This window comes from Bacillus sp. SD127 (genome assembly GCF_058566445.1).
Window position 1 is genome coordinate 3,986,317 of the sequence record NZ_CP191226.1, and the last position, 15,390, is coordinate 4,001,706.

The following is a 15,390-nucleotide window of genomic DNA, read 5'->3' on the forward strand; positions in this document are numbered from 1 at the left end:
GAAAACCCCCTGATCTTGAGGTCAGGGGGTTTTTTATACCTATATCGGACAACACACTCAAGCAAGACGCGAGCGGCGCCGAAGGAGGTGAACATCTATTTTTAGGCGATCGCTTTTAACGCGTGGATAAAATCGCCGCCATTTCATCAATCACATAACGCAGTTCGCCCTTCGTATTATAAAAGTGAGGAGCGAGACGGATGACATTGTCCCGCGGAGCGCAAATCACGTTTTTCTTCTTTAGTAACGCCGCCGTTTCAGATGCCCGTTCATCCCGAATGGAAACCATGCCCGGCTGCTGTACCGATGGCGCCCCCGCAAGCTCCAGCCCTTTTTCAGCTGCATATTGAAACGCATCGGCACTCACTGCTTTTATATGATCGCGGATACGGGACATTCCGATATGATTCAGCAGCGATAAAGCCGCAGCCGCTGCATACACGCTTATAAAAGCAGGGGTTCCTGTTTGAAAACGCCTCGCGCCTTCTGCATAAGACGACGCCCCAAACCCGTTTTCCCGCCCGAACCAAGCAGATGCTTTGGGCTTCAGCTCGTTCGCCAGCTCTTTTCTCACATAAAGAAACGCCATGCCCGGTATGCCGAGCATATACTTTCTGGTGCCTGCCGCCAGCATATCTATGCCCCATTCTTTCACATCAATAGGAATATGCCCGGCAGATTGATATGCATCTACAAATACCATCGATCCCTTTCTCTTGGCGATGGCAGCGATGGCTTTTATATCCTGAATGCAGCCGTCACGATAATGAACGTGCGGAACACAGGTCAGCACCGTCTCTTCCGTGATATACCTTTCATATTGTTCGAGCGGCAGCTCATTGTCTATTGAAGGGATCACAGATACATTATAATCAGATTGTGCCTGCCAAATATGAGACACCGCCGGAAAATCCATCTCCGTGTATACAACATGTTTCTTTTTAACAGCAGACAAGGATGATGCCACGGAAATCATCGCATCAGAAACTGACGGCACAATCGCAATCTCATCCGGCTCAGCCCCTACCAGCCTCGCAAACTCGTTTCTGGCACTCTCTGTCTTTTCAATCGCTTCATTCCAGTTCGCCCCCCTATGCAGCAAGCTGTCATGATAATCTTGTATCGCCTTTGACACCGGCTCTGCCAACGCGCTCTGTGAGCAGCTGGCAAGCATGATGCGGCTCTGCACGGTTGGGAACAGATGTCGGTACTGCTGCGGCAAATGTTCCATTCTGATTCACTCCTTTTTATTATTTTGATGAAAAATCCAGAAATAAACAATAGAATAATAGAAAAAAGGAGATGGTTACCATGAGAAAAAAAGTGCTCTTCACAGGTTTTGACCCTTTTGATCAGGAAACTGTCAATCCATCGTGGGAAGCGGTGAAACGGCTGAATGGCTTTGAAACGGATCAGGTGATTATCGCTTCGGCACAAATTCCGACTGTGTTCAGAACCGCTCTCGACACTTTGCGGCAAGCGATTCATAAACATCAGCCGGACATCGTGATCTGCGTCGGGCAAGCCGGCGGCCGGATGCAGGTGACACCGGAACGGGTCGCGATCAATCTTGCAGACGCGCGTATCCCGGATAATGAGGTAAACCAGCCGATTGATGAGGAGATTTCTCCCGGCGGGCCTGCCGCTTACTGGACAGGGCTTCCGATTAAGCGCATCACATCTCAAATGAAGGAAAACGGCATTCCGGCGGCTGTTTCCTTTACGGCCGGCACATTTGTATGCAACTATCTGTTCTACGGGTTAATGGATCACATTCACCGTACGTCTCCGCACATTCACGGCGGGTTTATCCACATTCCGTACATTCCGGAACAAACAATCGACAAAACAGCGCCGAGCCTCAGCCTCGACATGATCGTCAAAGCATTGAGGATCGCCGCTGTTACGGCCGCACAATATGATCAGGATACGAAGTCACACGGCGGCGCGCTGCACTAAGCGGCGGCCGCTTCACTGGTCAGTCTCTTTTTGTATACAAACGCTGATAGTGTGACACTCACTTCGAACAGGACAAGCAGCGGAATCATCACGAGAAAATCAGAAATAAAGTCTGGCGGGGTAATCAATATGGACACCACGATCAGCAGAAAATAGGACAGCTTTCTCGCTTTGGCCAGCCGGTATGGATTTAAGATGCCTAACCTTGTCAAAAACATCACCACAAGGGGCATTTCAAACAGAAAACCGAACGGCAGGCTCAAATTCACCATAAACCTGAAATAGCGGTCAGCGGTGAACATCGTTTCAAAATGGCCGGCAGACAAATGTGTCAAAAAGCCGAGAACGATCGGAAACAACACAAAATATCCGAACGAGATGCCGGCCAAAAACAGGGCGAATAATCCCGGTATGTACATCAGTGTCACGTTGCGCTCCGTTTTTGTCAGCGCCGGCGCTACAAAACGCCAAAGCTGATAGGCGGCAACGGGGATGGAAGCGGCAATCGCACAAATGCCGGCAAGCATCATATATACCCAGAGAATTTCACTCGGTCCGAGAACAGCTAATTTTCCGTCAAAATCTCTGATCAGCCAATCATAAATGTCCTCCACAAACAAAAAAGCCGTAATTAAAAACAGAAGAAAAGCCGCAAGTGTGAAGATGATCCGACGGCGAAGCTCTTCTAAATGTCCGATCAGATGAGTTTCTTTTTTATCCATTCAAAAAAGCCCTCCCTTTCATGAGAAAAAGAGGCAGACCATGCGTCTGCCTCATCAGCACTCAGCCTGCGTTTTTGTCCTGCTTGACCGCTGACAGCTCAGCTGATTTTTCTTCTTTTTCATCACCAGACACAAGTGATTTTGTGGCGCTTTTGAATTCCAGCAGAGTCCGACCGGCGGCTCGCCCGATTTCCGGAAGCTTTGAAGGGCCAAAAATAATGAGGGCGATGACAAAGATCAGAATCAAGCCTGGTATTCCAATGTTTGAAAACATTATGTTTCACTCCTTAATGCGTAATTTTTGCCCGTTTTTTGATCATTTGTTTTTCATGGGCTTTGTTGTGCTCAAAGAAACGATCCTCTTCGACTTCATTGGATTGTTTCACTCCGCCTTGAACCATTGTCGAGGATACCTTTCTCAATCCGGTTTGGTCTTTTTGATAAACGAATGAAGCCCGTGTGGAAATGGCTGCTCCCGGCTCTGTCACAAATGGCATTACCCGATAATCAGCTTTCCACTGATGAGGCGTTACTGTACAGCGGACATATCCGCGGTAATCGTTAAAGAACTTAATATGTGGATTTTCCTTTAAAATTTGATCGGTATCCGCCCGCTTATCCGCTCCGTTTCCTCCGGATGTGATGGAGGTGCCGACAAATTCAGCCCCGAAAATTTTTGAGCTTGTTTTATTAAAATCGACATGCAGATTCGATGCCCAGCTTGCGTGTACATCTCCTGTCAGCACGACAACATTGTTTAAATTTTTGCTGTTAATGTAATTGACGACCCGTTCGCGCTGAGCCGGATAACCGTCCCATGAATCCATGCTGTAGATAGGGCTTGAGCTTGTCCCGAAATTCCACTTCGCAAAGAAGATTTGCTGTGCCAGCACATTCCAATATGCAGTCGAGCTGCTCAAATTGTTAAAAAGCCACTGCTCCTGTTCTTTTCCTAACAAAGTCCGATTCGGATTGAGCGATTCATCAGAAGGCGGCTTATTGCCGTCGTTATTGGCTTGGTCATCTCTGTACTGGCGTGTATCCAGTACATTAAATGATGCCAGATTTCCATACGTAAAGTGGCGGTACAGCTGCATATCCGGGCCATTCGGCAGAGAGGAGATGCGGAGCGGCATATGCTCATAATAAGCCTGATACGCCGCCGCACGGCGCAATACAAACGCGTCAACCGACTGCCCTTTTTCAGGGATTTTATTGGCATAGTTATTTTCAACTTCATGGTCATCCCACGTGACAACCCAAGGAAACGCCGCATGCGCCGCTTTTAAATTAGCGTCTGAACGGTATTGGGCATGGCGGTTTCGATAGTCCTGCAGCGTAATGATTTCTGCGCTGTTGTGCGTGCGGACATTGCCCGTTTTCGATACATATTCATTCGGCCCGTACTCATATATGTAATCACCGAGATGGAAGACAAGATCAAGCTTTTCCTTCGCCATATGCTTGTAGGCTGTATAATAGCCATGCTCATATTGCTGGCAGGAAGCGAAGGCAAAGGTCATTTTCGGCACATTGGCACCTGGGGCGGGCAGTGTTTTTGTTTTTCCGACAGGACTTAGCTCATGTCCGGTTTTGAATCGGTAATAGTACACTTTGTTCGGCTCAAGCCCGTCCGCTTCCACGTGGACAGAATGGGCGAGGCTCGGTTTGGCCATTTCTGTGCCCTTTCTTACGATCTTGCGGAAGTGCTCATCCTTTGCCACTTCCCATTTGACAGGCACAGCCTGGTTCGGCATCCCCCCGCCGTTCAGCGGATCTGGCGCCAAACGCGTCCAGAGCACGACGCTGTCAGAAAGCGGATCTCCTGAAGCGACGCCGAGCGTAAACGGATAACTAGAGAACTTAGGCGCAGCATTTACTTCAAATGCTCCGACTGACTGAGCAATGGTTAACCCAAGAGAAAGCCCCGCAATTTTTCCAGCCCCCTGAATAAATTTGCGGCGGTCAAACGTATTATTCTGAAAGCTTTCGTCTTTCAATTTCTGTACCCATTCGTCAAAACGACTGTCATTTGCCATTCCAGATCCCCTCTCTTCTCATTGATCGCTTTCATTATAGGAAACCATTGTTAATTAGCTGTGAAGAAGTGTGAAGGGATTGTAAGCACTGAACATGGGAAACAGGACTTCATTCACAGCCCTTTCGCCGAAACATGCCGACAGCTGGCAAAACGGCGTGTTTTCTGCATATCCTGTCGTTTGCAAGCCGCCCTTTTTACCCATTTTTCTTCACATGATCTTAAAAAAACAAAAACACCGAGCGATTTTGCAAAATCACTCAGTGTTCGGAAAAGCTGTCTGTTATTTAGAAAACAATCTGCTGAAAAAGCCCTTCTTTTCCGGTTTTGCAGCTTCAGGCTCTTGTTCTATTAAAATTCCTTTTTCCTTCACTTCTTGCAGCCAAAATGGAAATTCAGTAAGCAACGCATCATAAAGCTCATCATCAGAGATGCGTTCAATGTCTTCGATATGCAGGAAGTTTGCGTTATCAACAACACGCCCTTCTAGCGTATCCAGTTTATTAAGAAAATCGAAGTTGCCGTTTCCGATGCCGACAAACTGCCAAAACACCGGTTTATCAGAGGCAGCTTCAATAATAGGTTTGATGGATTTTTTACACCCTCCATCATTAATAAAAACGATAAAAGCGGGATATGAACTCGGTTCTTCCACAACATATTTATGTAACACATCTTTTATGACCGGCGGCTCATCATTTCTCCCGAATTTATGCAAGAGTTCATTATTCAAAATTTCGCGATCAACATAGCCTGAAAAATCGATTTCATTGACTGGCTTTAACCGGGAGAATTCATTATCATAAACCCATACATCAAGCAGGCCGTTATCATCAAACTGATCAGCCACAGCCAAAATCCGCTCCACCACTTTTTGAACCGTTCCGTTTTTATACAGCGTTCTCATTGAACCGGTAATATCCAGCACCAGCCCGACACGAGCCGTCACCTTGGTTAACTGCTTTTTCTCCAGTACGATTTTTACGCTCTTCTTTTGCAGGTCAATTGTCGCCATTTTGTCATCTCCTGTAGTTCTTTTATCCGATTATCTCACAGAAATATTTACCATTGGTATAACTTTTTAAAGAAAAAACACCGTTCAGATGTGAACGGCGTCTCCCCTTAAAATGTGTTATATACATTTTCACATGTTTCGCCCGTCGGCTGATAAAAACAATGTGATTTGAATCTGGCCACAAACGGCTGGTTATACCAGGTCGGCGGGCAGTTTCCTCCCGGCTTGAAATACCACAAGCTGAATTTTGCCGGCCAGAACCTCTCCCCGTTTATCGTCCGACGTGCCAAGGCCCGCTCGCTTTCCCGCGGTCTTTGATAAAAGTATCCATGGGTCACCGCTTCAAACGCATGCGGCTGAAAAATCATCTGCCTGATGGTGCGGAGGCCTTTAAAATCAGAGCAATTGGCCCTCAGCCGATTAATCCCAACATTTCCGACAAGCAGCATTCCCTGCTTTCCTTCACCTTCCGCTTCCGCTCTGAGCAGCCGTGCCATCAAGTTGACATCAGCGCTTGTTGCTCTCACAACCGCCATCACGTCACCTCCCCTTTTTCTCCTTTCATCATATTGCAATACCCAAAGAGTGATGACGGAGGGACAGGAGAAGTTTTAAAATTTATTCTCCCGGTACTGTCACAAACCATAAAGATCGGTAATTGCAGAAGAAAAATGGACATCTGGCCGTCAGGAAATCTCCGGTAAAATCCCGGATTCCACGGGCATGGCAGATGCAGATTCACCCCCTGTTTCATAACAGTTCTTCAGCCTTTTTCCACCCGTAGCCGAAAACGCTTTGTAAAGAACACAAAGTAATGTTTAACTTTCCGTATTTGAGGAATCATACATAACAAATCAGATAAAAGAAGGAGGAACCTTATCATGACACATGTGAAAGCGCTCGCGATTAAAGGTATTATGACGATTATTGTTTTGTATTTGGTGCTGGGTCTTGGCTTTGGTTTCACGTTTGGTGATACGCTGCTGATGACGGTTGTGTTAGGGGTCATTTCTTATTTGCTTGGAGACCTTTATGTATTGCCCCGATGGAACAATATGATCGCCACTTTGGCTGATTTCGGTTTGGCATTTCTCGTGATTTGGCTGATGGGCATGCCGCTTTCTATGGGGATGACTGGCGGAGAAATTGCGCTGGCGGCTCTATTTGGAGCAATCGCCATGGCCATCGGTGAATATTGCTTCCATTTCTATATGATGAGCAAAGAAATTGGCAAAAAGCATTATCTTGAAACAAGAACAGATTCATAATCAAAAGGCCGGTGCTGACAGCATCGGCCTTCTATCATAAAGCATCTTCCCGGTCTATGTTTCGGACAGACCAAATCGCTATCAAGATGCCGATCGCACCTAAAGAAAGCGGAATGTAGATAATCGTTGCCAGCGATAACTCGGGGCTTTGCTGGCTGATCAGTATCGTCAATATAACCGATGAAATGATAGCAGCCGGAACAGAGCGTTTCCTCATCCCAAAATATAAAGGAATAAAACTCAAGCACGCAGCCGAAGCGGCATATATCGCCATACTGCCGACCTCTTGCCCGATAGTCTGGACTGATAACATCGCAGGTGTAAGTTGATAATATTGATTGATTTGCGCAAAGATGAATGAAAGCGCAATTTCAGACACCATAATGGTGATAAACGTCAGTCCGCCTGTAATCAGCAGCTTGGCAGCAATCAGTTTTTTCCGGCTGATGGGATATGTAAACATGACGGTAATCGTTTTATTTTTGTACTCGCTAATAATCAATTTGGCAATCAGCACACTGGCGAAAACAACAAATACAGATCTTACAAACGTTCCAAGCAAAAATAGCGTGGATGCCGCATCAGTCATCACCTCCGGCTGCGGGAGTTTTTTTTCTTCTGATGCGATCAAGCATATAAATCCGAGAATACATAGATTTGCAATAACGGCGCCTCTGTAATACCAGCCTAATTTCATTTTTTTTAATTCAAGTTTCATTAAATTCAACATGTTGTTTCAACTCCGTATTTAAGCATCTTGCCGGTCTGCTTTCCTGACTGCCATGTATGAAAAAAACAAACCGACAGCAGCTAGAGATAATGGAATATATACAATGGAAGAAATGGACAGGCCCGGGCTTGTTGAACTCATCAGCATGACGATCACGACAGATGAAATGATGGTTGCCGAGACAGAGTGCTTACGCATCCCAAAAAAGATGGGAACTAAACTGGTGCCAGCGGCGCCAAAAGCGAAAACCGCCATTTTTACCGAATGCTGAGAAATGACATCGGCGCTCAATTCTCCCGGAATGACATGGTAGATCGAATTCAGCATATAGAAAGCGGCTGCTACGAACGCATTTGAGACTAAAATAGTGATAAACGTCAGCCCGCCTGAGATGCTAAGCTTAGCAGCAAGCAGTTTTTTCCGGCTGATCGGGTACGTAAACATCACTTGAATCGTTTTGTTTTTATATTCCGATATGACTAATTTGGCGATCAGTACAGCACCAAAAACGATAAACACCGCTCTGACAAAAGTGCCAATGACGAGAAATGCATCATCCATGCTTTGGAACGATTCAGTGCCCTCCGCTTTTTCTATGTAACTGACCAACCACATAAAGCCAAGGATAATCAGGTTAGCAATGATAACTCCTCTCACATACCATCCCATCTTCATTTTCCTTAATTCGATTCTGATCAAATTCAGCAACGGTCTCGCCTCCTCTACGCACTGATGTGATTGCCGTTGATCAAGCTGATGAAGTAGTCCTCCAGTGAAGTATACTTTTTATTCATTGATTCAATGTCTACATCATTTAAAATCAGCGCTTTTGATATGGCACCCTGTGATCGTTGAGCATCATAAATCCGAATGGTTTTATCATTTAAGATTTTAAAGTTGGCAATGTGAAGTTCTTTCTCAAGCACAAAGCAGGCTTTTGTCTGATTCGATGTAACGAGTTCGATGTATTCTGTGTTTTGTCCCCTTACATCTTCCATCGACACCTCTTCCAGCAGCCTGCCGTCACGAATGACGCCGATTGTGTCCGCAATTTGTTCGATTTCACTCAGCATATGGCTGGAGATCAGCAGTGTCATTCCATACTCTTTGCTTAATACTTGAAATAAGTTTCTGATCTTTTTAATGCCGACAGGATCAAGGCCGTTTACCGGCTCATCCAATATAAGCAGATCAGGTTTGGTGAGGATGGCGCGCGCTATGCCGAGGCGCTGCTTCATTCCAAGCGAAAATGTTTTGACGGGTTTCTTGTCGATCTGTTTTAAATTCACCATATCGAGCACTTCTTGAATGGCTTTTTTATTGTGGTATCCCATGTATGCACAATGCAGCTCTAAATTTTCGATAGCCGTCAGATTTTCATAGAAAATTGGATATTCAATCATGCTGCCGATCTTGCCAAGCACCTCATATGACGTATGAGTGAGATTGTTTCCGAGGATATTGATTTCACCGCTTGTCGGTTTTACAAGACTTGTCAGCATTTTCATGATGGTTGTTTTCCCTGCTCCGTTCGGGCCGAGAAAGCCGTAAATTTCACCTTTTTTGATATGCATGCTGACATCTGATACGACTTCTTTGCCTTGAAACGTTTTGGTCAGTCCGTTTGTTTGTACGATGTAAGTCAACGTTGTTGCTCCTTTCCTCTTTTTCCTGTTTTCTATTGTAGCGGCGGGCCCTGTCATTTTTATTTCTTCATTCTTAAGAAATTCTTACGATTGTTAATAGGTCATTCGTTTTAATGTAATCGTAAACGCTGTCCGTTCATACGGCTTGCTTTGAAGAGAGATGGAGCCCCCCATTTTTTCCACAAGCCTTTTCGTGATCGTCAAACCGAGACCGCTCCCTTGGAATGCTTTGTTTCTTGATTCTTCAAGTGTGTACAGCCTCTCAAATACCCGCTGCTGGTCTGTTTCACTGATTCCTTTTCCGCGGTCCCATACGGAGATGGCAATGCTTGTCTCATCATAAGAAAGTGATAATCCGATAAACTTGCCAACCGCGCCATATTGAATCGCGTTGGATAATAAATTTTGCAGGATACGGTCCAGCGCCTCTTCATTTGCATGCGCGTATACCGGTGTATCCGGAATATCAATCTCCGCGTTAAAACCTTTTGCCTGAACGGCATCATAGTAATGCAGGATATTTCGTTTGCATACTTCGTTGATATGTATTTTTGTGATCGGGATTTGTTTGTCTTCAGATTCCAATTTGGCTAAATCAAAAAAAGAGTGGATCATTTGGATGAGTTCATTTGTTTTTTGGTGCAGCTTCTCAAGCAGTCTTTCCCGCTCGCTGTCCGGCATATCCCGGTCACTTTGGATGGCTTCGATATAACCGAGAATGACCGTCAGAGGTGTTTTGAGATCGTGTGACATATTGGTCAGCATCCGTCTCATGGATTGCTCTGTTTTTGCAAACCGGGCGTTGATATGCTGATGATCCTCAGCGAGCAGATTGATGTTGACGAGCAGATTCCTGAGCGCACGGTCATCTGTATGAAGTAAAACCTGATCGGCTGATTCGTTGTCAAGCATGGCGCTAAGCTTTTCTGCCGTATACGTCAAATTCCTGTCCCGGTTCTTTTTCATCATATATTGAATGACATTCAGACACGCTAAAGCGATGATAGCAGCAATCGTTAATACTGCCATTCTAAAACTCTCCCCATTTATAGCCGATGCCCCATAATGTTTTGATATATTGAGGAGACGATGGATCATCTTCAATCTTTTCTCTCAGCCGTCTCATATGTACATTAATGATGTTTTGGTCGCCAAAATACTCCTCATTCCATACGGAACGATAGATTTGTTCTTTCGTAAACACCTTTTTAGGATTTGCTGCAAATAGTGTAAGCAGCTGCCATTCGGTTGACGTCAGCTGAAGCGGTTCGCCGTTTTTCAGAACGGATACATTGTCTATATCGATCGTAAGCTGGTGAACACGAATCACCTGATGTTCAGCCGGTTCACTCGACGAATATTGCGTCGCCCTCCGTATCGCTGCTTTGACTCTGGCTGTCAGTTCAATCATCGAAAACGGTTTGGCGATATAATCATCCGCCCCGAATCCCAGCCCCAGTGCTTTATCAACATCTCCGTCTTTTGCTGAAATCATTAAAACAGGAATCTTGCTTTTTTCCCGAATGATTTTTAAAACATCCATTCCATTCAGCTCCGGAAGCATAATATCAAGCAGAATGAGGTCGTACGCCTGCTCTTGAAACCTCCGAATGCCCTCTTCACCGTCGAAAGCATGCACGATTTCAAAGCCTTCTTTTGTTAAATAATGGTCCACCATTTCACTGATGGAATGGTCATCCTCCACAAGCAATATGCGCTGCATCCTCTCACCTAACCTTTTTCATAGTCAAAAAAACACACATGTCATTACGCTTATTGTAATTGAAAAACATGTGTGTTTTACAAAATTTATTCTTTTTTTCCTGTTTTCAGCTTTTACCTGCAGCCGCTCAGCTCAGCTTTTCTCCTTTACTTGTTCATATGTTTTTGGATAAAATCCAGAAGCGTATTTCCTTGAGCCGTCAGAATGACGCCCTTCCCGCTGCATGCCGGGCAAGGTTTGCCTTCTATTTCTCCGGCTCTTTCACAATGCGGACAAGCAACCTCCAGATCATCAGTTGCGATCACCATTTGAATTCCTCCTTTCCCATTGATTAAACATGGACCACCAGCCTTCTTCCATTGGCCGTCACCTCCTTTAAGAAACACAAAAACCCCCGTCCTATCAAAGGACGAGGGTCTCGCGGTACCACCTTTATTAACAGCTAAAAAGCCATTCGCTCATCAGTACAGAAAACGTCAGTTTCGATACTCCTCTCTTGGTAACGGGGAGAGCATCCCGGCATTGCCTACTATCTATTCAGCAAAGCAATTCAGAAGCCCATTCGGCATCAGGGGAGGATCGGTTCACACCTGCCACCGACTCTCTGAACCCCGCTCACTGATGCTTACTTGCTCTTCCTCACAATTGTTAATCCGTTCTTTCGTTTGTAAAATTTATAATACTCCGTCAATTTACAGAAGTCAATTCTTAATCCAATTTAGATTCGCCAAGTGCTTCCAGAGCCATATTTACGTGCTCCTCCTGCTGTGTCTGAAGAGCGAACTTGGCAATTTCCAGCGGATACGCCGCCTGCATCTCTGAGATGTGAGCCTGCATTTTTGACCATACACGGCCGCCTGCTTGATCATAGCATTCAAGCAAACGGGCTGTTTCTTTTTCTCCGAAAATCATGTGGTAAAAGACAAAATCCTTGGCTGGATCGGCGACTTTCGCTTCTGTCCAATCCAGAAGGCCTGTGACGTGTTCATTTTGATCAATAAGGATATGCGGCGGATGGAGATCGCCGTGTATCAGCGCGGAGAAACCGGGCCAGTATGCATCATCATTGATCCACGTTTGCCATCTTTCCCAAAGCTGCTTAGATACGCCAAACTTATTCTTCACATCAGCCATAGATTCAGCTGTCATTTTCCTGAAATCTTCTGGCATCACCACTTCTATTCCGGATTGGCCGGCAGATGTTTGATTCATGCCATGCAATTCTGCCAGTATTTCGGCAAGTGTATGAACAAAATCGTCTGACGGCGGCTGATGATTCATATTCCATACATATTGTTTCTGTTCCAAATCAATTCCAGCAGCAGGCGTTCCGCTAAGCTTCGGGTAAGCGATCAATTCCGGCGTATGAATTTTCCAATCCGGCACATCAGCTGTGAGGTTCGCGCGGAGAAAGGCAAGCGTTCTGCCTTCTGAAGCTGCTCTTTCAACAACATCGCTTCGCCGCGGTTTTCGCAGTACCCATGGCATACCTGTATCATCCTCGGCAAATACAACTTGAAAATCCATTCCCATTTCATTCAATTGAGAGTTATCAGAGTGAACCGTCAAACCTTGATTGCGTGCAAGCGCGACAATCTCAGTGATTAGCTGCCTTTCGTTCGGGTTTGTCATCTCTTTTCCCCTTTCTCATATTCCGCCTGTCGTTAGAGAGAAGGGATGTTTTTAAGGAACAAAAAAAGAGGGCAGCATCGCCACCCTCTTTTCATTACAATATTAGGGTACATACATAGGCAGATTCATCCCGATTCCCCGCATCCAGGCGAGTGTCGTTCACTATTGAATTCGTGTTAATCGGAATCTATTGAATGCCATGTCGGAACCCCTCCGTTCATTGTAGTTGATCTCCATTTTACATCATATTCCAGTTTTGATCTACTATAAAAAATGAATCAAGTCACAGGCGCGGGGTTAAACAAACACAAATCATTATGAAGGCCCCAATGGTCCGCCCATGTTTGTTTCCTGCCGCTTGCTACATCTAAGACCATCCGAAAAATCTCCCAGCCGACTTCTTCGATACTGGCCTCTCCGGTAGCAATTCGCCCGGCATTGATATCGATTAAATCCGCCCAATGCTCTGTTAATGAATGGCGTGTAGATACTTTCAGCACCGGCGCAGCAGCCAATCCATACGGTGTTCCTCTGCCTGTCGTAAAGACCTGCAGATTCATGCCTGCCGCCAGCTGAAGGGTTCCGCACACAAAGTCGCTTGCCGGCGTCGCTGCAAACAGCAAACCCTTTTTCTCCGCCTTCTCCCCAGGCCCGAGCACACCAGAAATGGGGCTTGTGCCTGACTTTGCTACCGATCCTAACGCTTTTTCCACCACATTGGATAAACCGCCTTTTTTATTGCCAGGTGACGGATTGGCGCTTCTGTCTGCTTCCCCCCGCCTCAGATAGCTGTCATACCACTTCATCTCATCGATCAGCGAACGTCCGACCTCTTCGCTGACAGCTCGCGGCGTTAATAAGTGAATCGCATCCCGCACCTCAGTCACTTCAGAAAACAAGACCGTTGCGCCTGCCCGAACCAATAAATCAGCCGCATATCCCACTGCCGGATTCGCCGTCACGCCGGAAAAGGCATCACTGCCGCCGCATTGAAGGCCAATTACCAGATCAGAAACAGGGCAGGTTACACGGACTCTGCTATTGAGTCTGATTAACCGCTCCTCCGCCATTTCCATCATCGATTGAATCATATTCGCAAAGCCTTGATGATCTTGAAGTGAAATGATGTGATCTTTTTTCTCAGGTGCAATCCGTGCCGGGAGGAGCTTTTCACATCCTAATCCGACCACCATCACTTCCCCGCCGAAGTTCGGATGCTTTGCCAGATTTTGAATCGTGCGGATGGGAATCACGGCGTCTGGGGCATTGATGGCCACGCCGCATCCATATTGATGATGAAGCGGCACGACATCATCGACATTTGGATATTTCGGAAGAAGCTCTTCTTTTATCCGTTTTACCGCATAATCCAGCACGCCGACGACACATTGAACACTTGTGGTAATACCGAGAATATTTTTTGTTCCCGCACTGCCGTCAGCATTTCGATATCCTTCAAACGTATAGCCTTCAAGAGGCGGCAGCGGTTCAGGCACTTTGTTTGCGATAGGAAGGTCATGGAGTTCCGGAGGGGCGGGCATTCTCACCAAAGCTTCCCGCACCCAGCTTCCGCGTTTGATCGGCTGATCTGCAAATCCGATCACTTCTCCATAACGCACGATGGCATCTCCCTGATTCAAATCGGTTAGGGCCACTTTATGGCCTTGAGGAACATCTTCTTCAAGCATCAGCCCGCATGGAAAAACAGTGCCCTTTTTCAGTCCGCCGTCATTTACAATAATCGCCGTGTTATCTTTTACATTCACTTTAATGTAAAGAGGCGCTTGATTCTGTCTGAGGTTCATCACCATAGGAATATCACTCCTCAACATTGTAAACGCTTTCCGATTTTGATTTAAAAAAAGCCGCAAATCCCAATTTCAAACTGCGGCTGTCATAACAATTATGTTTCGTCTATCCCATTCAAAATTTTGTCACGGACAAATTTCAAATGCTCATACATGTGGTAATGAGCCTGGTAAGGATCTCTTTTGGCAAGGGCGTCGTAGATTTTTTTGTGGTATTCAACCGTAACATCCCTTTCCCTGTACGGAATCTGGCTGTCGATTTTCGCATGTGTGATCAGCAAAGATTGAATCATTCCTTCAACAACGGGATTATTAGCGCTTAATGCAATAATTCGGTGAAATTCTTTATCTGCTTCTCCATAATTGTTGTCAGTGCTGCTGGCGATGTCGTCGATTGTTTTCTGTAAACGCTCAAGCTCTTCTTCATTTATCTTTTCCGCGGCAATCGTCACCAGCCCGAGTTCTAACGCCATCCGCGCTTCAATAATGGCCGGAAGATTATCAGTCGCCAAAGCAAGCATGACGGAAAAAGGCTGCATCCCGATTTTGTCATTGAAATACGTGCCGCCGCGGGTTTTTCTCGTGATAACGCCCAGCGTCTCTAGTGAGCTAAGCGCTTCGCGAAGCACCGGTCTGCTGACATGTAAGATATCCATTAGCTCCATTTCTGTCGGCAATTTGTCTCCGGCCTTTAATTGTCCGCTTGACAGTAAATGGACAATCCGTTCAATGACCTGCTTAGCTAATGTTTTCCGATTGACTGTATCCACCTTCAGATCTTCTAAACCTTCGTACACGAACAACTCTCCCTTCAGTTGTTCAATTGTAAGACAAAATATTCGTTATGAC

At 45.8% G+C, this 15,390-nt stretch carries 18 protein-coding genes, 1 pseudogene and 1 other annotated feature; of the genes and pseudogenes, 3 read left to right on the plus strand and 16 right to left on the minus strand.

Features of this window, described 5'->3' with window-relative positions; translation table 11 throughout:
- Positions 1 to 115: 115 nt before the first annotated feature.
- Entirely contained in the window at positions 116 to 1,231 is a 1,116-nt protein-coding gene (locus ACQVGS_RS20610; protein ID WP_127696069.1) for an aminotransferase class V-fold PLP-dependent enzyme, read from the minus strand.
- Between the two features lie 80 nt (positions 1,232 to 1,311).
- Here ACQVGS_RS20610 and pcp point away from each other — a divergent pair, with 80 nt between their 5' ends.
- Positions 1,312 to 1,959, plus strand: a complete 648-nt coding sequence (gene pcp, locus ACQVGS_RS20615; RefSeq protein WP_127696071.1) for a pyroglutamyl-peptidase I — start codon at positions 1,312 to 1,314, stop codon at positions 1,957 to 1,959.
- Here the strand turns inward: pcp and tatC are convergent.
- The 6 genes from tatC to ACQVGS_RS20645 all read right to left on the minus strand — a co-directional run bounded on the left by tatC (position 1,956) and on the right by ACQVGS_RS20645 (position 6,270).
- Positions 1,956 to 2,681: a twin-arginine translocase subunit TatC gene (tatC, locus tag ACQVGS_RS20620; RefSeq protein ID WP_024120100.1), complete on the minus strand. Its 726-nt coding sequence runs from the start codon at positions 2,679 to 2,681 to the stop codon at positions 1,956 to 1,958. The genes pcp and tatC overlap by 4 nt on opposite strands.
- 61 nt (positions 2,682 to 2,742) lie before the next feature.
- The gene (gene tatAD / locus ACQVGS_RS20625) at positions 2,743 to 2,955 is read right to left on the minus strand and encodes a sec-independent protein translocase protein TatAD (RefSeq protein WP_010332899.1); all 213 of its coding nucleotides are present in this window, start codon (positions 2,953 to 2,955) and stop codon (positions 2,743 to 2,745) included.
- 13 nt (positions 2,956 to 2,968) lie between these two features.
- Positions 2,969 to 4,720, minus strand: coding sequence for an alkaline phosphatase PhoD (gene phoD, locus ACQVGS_RS20630; protein ID WP_103672210.1), 1,752 nt, complete (start codon positions 4,718 to 4,720; stop codon positions 2,969 to 2,971).
- A gap of 54 nt (positions 4,721 to 4,774) precedes the next feature.
- Positions 4,775 to 4,924, minus strand: a complete 150-nt coding sequence (locus ACQVGS_RS20635) for a hypothetical protein (RefSeq protein WP_049809871.1) — start codon at positions 4,922 to 4,924, stop codon at positions 4,775 to 4,777.
- Positions 4,925 to 5,002: 78 nt separating this feature from the next.
- A complete protein-coding gene (locus ACQVGS_RS20640; RefSeq protein WP_101860208.1) occupies positions 5,003 to 5,734 on the minus strand; it encodes a vWA domain-containing protein in 732 nt (243 codons plus the stop codon).
- 107 nt (positions 5,735 to 5,841) lie between these two features.
- Positions 5,842 to 6,270 (minus strand): cell wall hydrolase, encoded by a 429-nt coding sequence (locus ACQVGS_RS20645; RefSeq protein WP_024120097.1) that lies wholly within the window; start codon positions 6,268 to 6,270, stop codon positions 5,842 to 5,844.
- 345 nt (positions 6,271 to 6,615) lie between these two features.
- Here ACQVGS_RS20645 and ACQVGS_RS20650 point away from each other — a divergent pair, with 345 nt between their 5' ends.
- Positions 6,616 to 7,002, plus strand: a complete 387-nt coding sequence (locus tag ACQVGS_RS20650) for a YndM family protein (protein ID WP_010332895.1) — start codon at positions 6,616 to 6,618, stop codon at positions 7,000 to 7,002.
- Positions 6,974 to 7,036 (plus strand): annotated as a pseudogene (locus ACQVGS_RS20655) (hypothetical protein); the annotation flags it as partial. The gene ACQVGS_RS20650 and the pseudogene ACQVGS_RS20655, both read left to right, overlap by 29 nt.
- Here the strand turns inward: ACQVGS_RS20655 and ACQVGS_RS20660 are convergent.
- The 9 genes from ACQVGS_RS20660 to ACQVGS_RS20700 all read right to left on the minus strand — a co-directional run bounded on the left by ACQVGS_RS20660 (position 7,037) and on the right by ACQVGS_RS20700 (position 15,338).
- The gene (locus tag ACQVGS_RS20660; protein ID WP_095714487.1) at positions 7,037 to 7,732 is read right to left on the minus strand and encodes an ABC transporter permease; all 696 of its coding nucleotides are present in this window, start codon (positions 7,730 to 7,732) and stop codon (positions 7,037 to 7,039) included.
- Positions 7,733 to 7,750: 18 nt separating this feature from the next.
- Positions 7,751 to 8,437 carry an ABC transporter permease gene (locus ACQVGS_RS20665; protein ID WP_081638227.1) on the minus strand — a complete coding sequence of 229 codons (687 nt, stop codon included), beginning with the start codon at positions 8,435 to 8,437 and terminating at the stop codon, positions 7,751 to 7,753.
- 17 nt (positions 8,438 to 8,454) lie between these two features.
- Positions 8,455 to 9,378 carry an ABC transporter ATP-binding protein gene (locus ACQVGS_RS20670; RefSeq protein ID WP_095714488.1) on the minus strand — a complete coding sequence of 308 codons (924 nt, stop codon included), beginning with the start codon at positions 9,376 to 9,378 and terminating at the stop codon, positions 8,455 to 8,457.
- 93 nt (positions 9,379 to 9,471) lie between these two features.
- Complete coding sequence (locus tag ACQVGS_RS20675; protein ID WP_024120095.1) at positions 9,472 to 10,407, minus strand: HAMP domain-containing histidine kinase; 936 nt, start codon at positions 10,405 to 10,407, stop codon at positions 9,472 to 9,474.
- Position 10,408: 1 nt separating this feature from the next.
- On the minus strand, positions 10,409 to 11,089 hold the full coding sequence (locus ACQVGS_RS20680) for a winged helix-turn-helix domain-containing protein (RefSeq protein WP_081638226.1): 681 nt from the start codon (positions 11,087 to 11,089) through the stop codon (positions 10,409 to 10,411).
- Between the two features lie 158 nt (positions 11,090 to 11,247).
- A complete protein-coding gene (gene rtpA, locus ACQVGS_RS20685; protein WP_024120093.1) occupies positions 11,248 to 11,409 on the minus strand; it encodes an anti-TRAP regulator in 162 nt (53 codons plus the stop codon).
- Between the two features lie 94 nt (positions 11,410 to 11,503).
- Positions 11,504 to 11,753, minus strand: a binding site (T-box leader).
- A gap of 56 nt (positions 11,754 to 11,809) precedes the next feature.
- Positions 11,810 to 12,733: a macrolide 2'-phosphotransferase MphK gene (gene mphK / locus ACQVGS_RS20690; RefSeq protein ID WP_491830534.1), complete on the minus strand. Its 924-nt coding sequence runs from the start codon at positions 12,731 to 12,733 to the stop codon at positions 11,810 to 11,812.
- Positions 12,734 to 13,011: 278 nt separating this feature from the next.
- Positions 13,012 to 14,544, minus strand: coding sequence for a galactarate dehydratase (gene garD / locus ACQVGS_RS20695; RefSeq protein WP_101865298.1), 1,533 nt, complete (start codon positions 14,542 to 14,544; stop codon positions 13,012 to 13,014).
- A 92-nt stretch (positions 14,545 to 14,636) separates the two neighbouring features.
- Entirely contained in the window at positions 14,637 to 15,338 is a 702-nt protein-coding gene (locus ACQVGS_RS20700) for a FadR/GntR family transcriptional regulator (protein ID WP_044162091.1), read from the minus strand.
- Positions 15,339 to 15,390 lie beyond the last annotated feature (52 nt).

Bases quoted from the DNA above. Each gene is read 5' to 3' on its own strand.
- tatAD (WP_010332899.1), bottom strand. From the start codon at position 2,955: ATGTTTTCAAACATTGGAATACCAGGCTTGATTCTGATCTTTGTCATC.
- ACQVGS_RS20660 (WP_095714487.1), bottom strand. From the start codon at position 7,732: ATGTTGAATTTAATGAAACTTGAATTAAAAAAAATGAAATTAGGCTGG.
- tatC (WP_024120100.1), bottom strand. From the start codon at position 2,681: ATGGATAAAAAAGAAACTCATCTGATCGGACATTTAGAAGAGCTTCGC.
- mphK (WP_491830534.1), bottom strand. From the start codon at position 12,733: ATGACAAACCCGAACGAAAGGCAGCTAATCACTGAGATTGTCGCGCTT.
- pcp (WP_127696071.1), top strand. From the start codon at position 1,312: ATGAGAAAAAAAGTGCTCTTCACAGGTTTTGACCCTTTTGATCAGGAA.
- rtpA (WP_024120093.1), bottom strand. From the start codon at position 11,409: ATGGTGATCGCAACTGATGATCTGGAGGTTGCTTGTCCGCATTGTGAA.
- ACQVGS_RS20640 (WP_101860208.1), bottom strand. From the start codon at position 5,734: ATGGCGACAATTGACCTGCAAAAGAAGAGCGTAAAAATCGTACTGGAG.
- ACQVGS_RS20650 (WP_010332895.1), top strand. From the start codon at position 6,616: ATGACACATGTGAAAGCGCTCGCGATTAAAGGTATTATGACGATTATT.
- ACQVGS_RS20610 (WP_127696069.1), bottom strand. From the start codon at position 1,231: ATGGAACATTTGCCGCAGCAGTACCGACATCTGTTCCCAACCGTGCAG.
- garD (WP_101865298.1), bottom strand. From the start codon at position 14,544: ATGGTGATGAACCTCAGACAGAATCAAGCGCCTCTTTACATTAAAGTG.
- ACQVGS_RS20635 (WP_049809871.1), bottom strand. From the start codon at position 4,924: ATGGGTAAAAAGGGCGGCTTGCAAACGACAGGATATGCAGAAAACACG.
- ACQVGS_RS20675 (WP_024120095.1), bottom strand. From the start codon at position 10,407: ATGGCAGTATTAACGATTGCTGCTATCATCGCTTTAGCGTGTCTGAAT.
- ACQVGS_RS20645 (WP_024120097.1), bottom strand. From the start codon at position 6,270: ATGGCGGTTGTGAGAGCAACAAGCGCTGATGTCAACTTGATGGCACGG.
- phoD (WP_103672210.1), bottom strand. From the start codon at position 4,720: ATGGCAAATGACAGTCGTTTTGACGAATGGGTACAGAAATTGAAAGAC.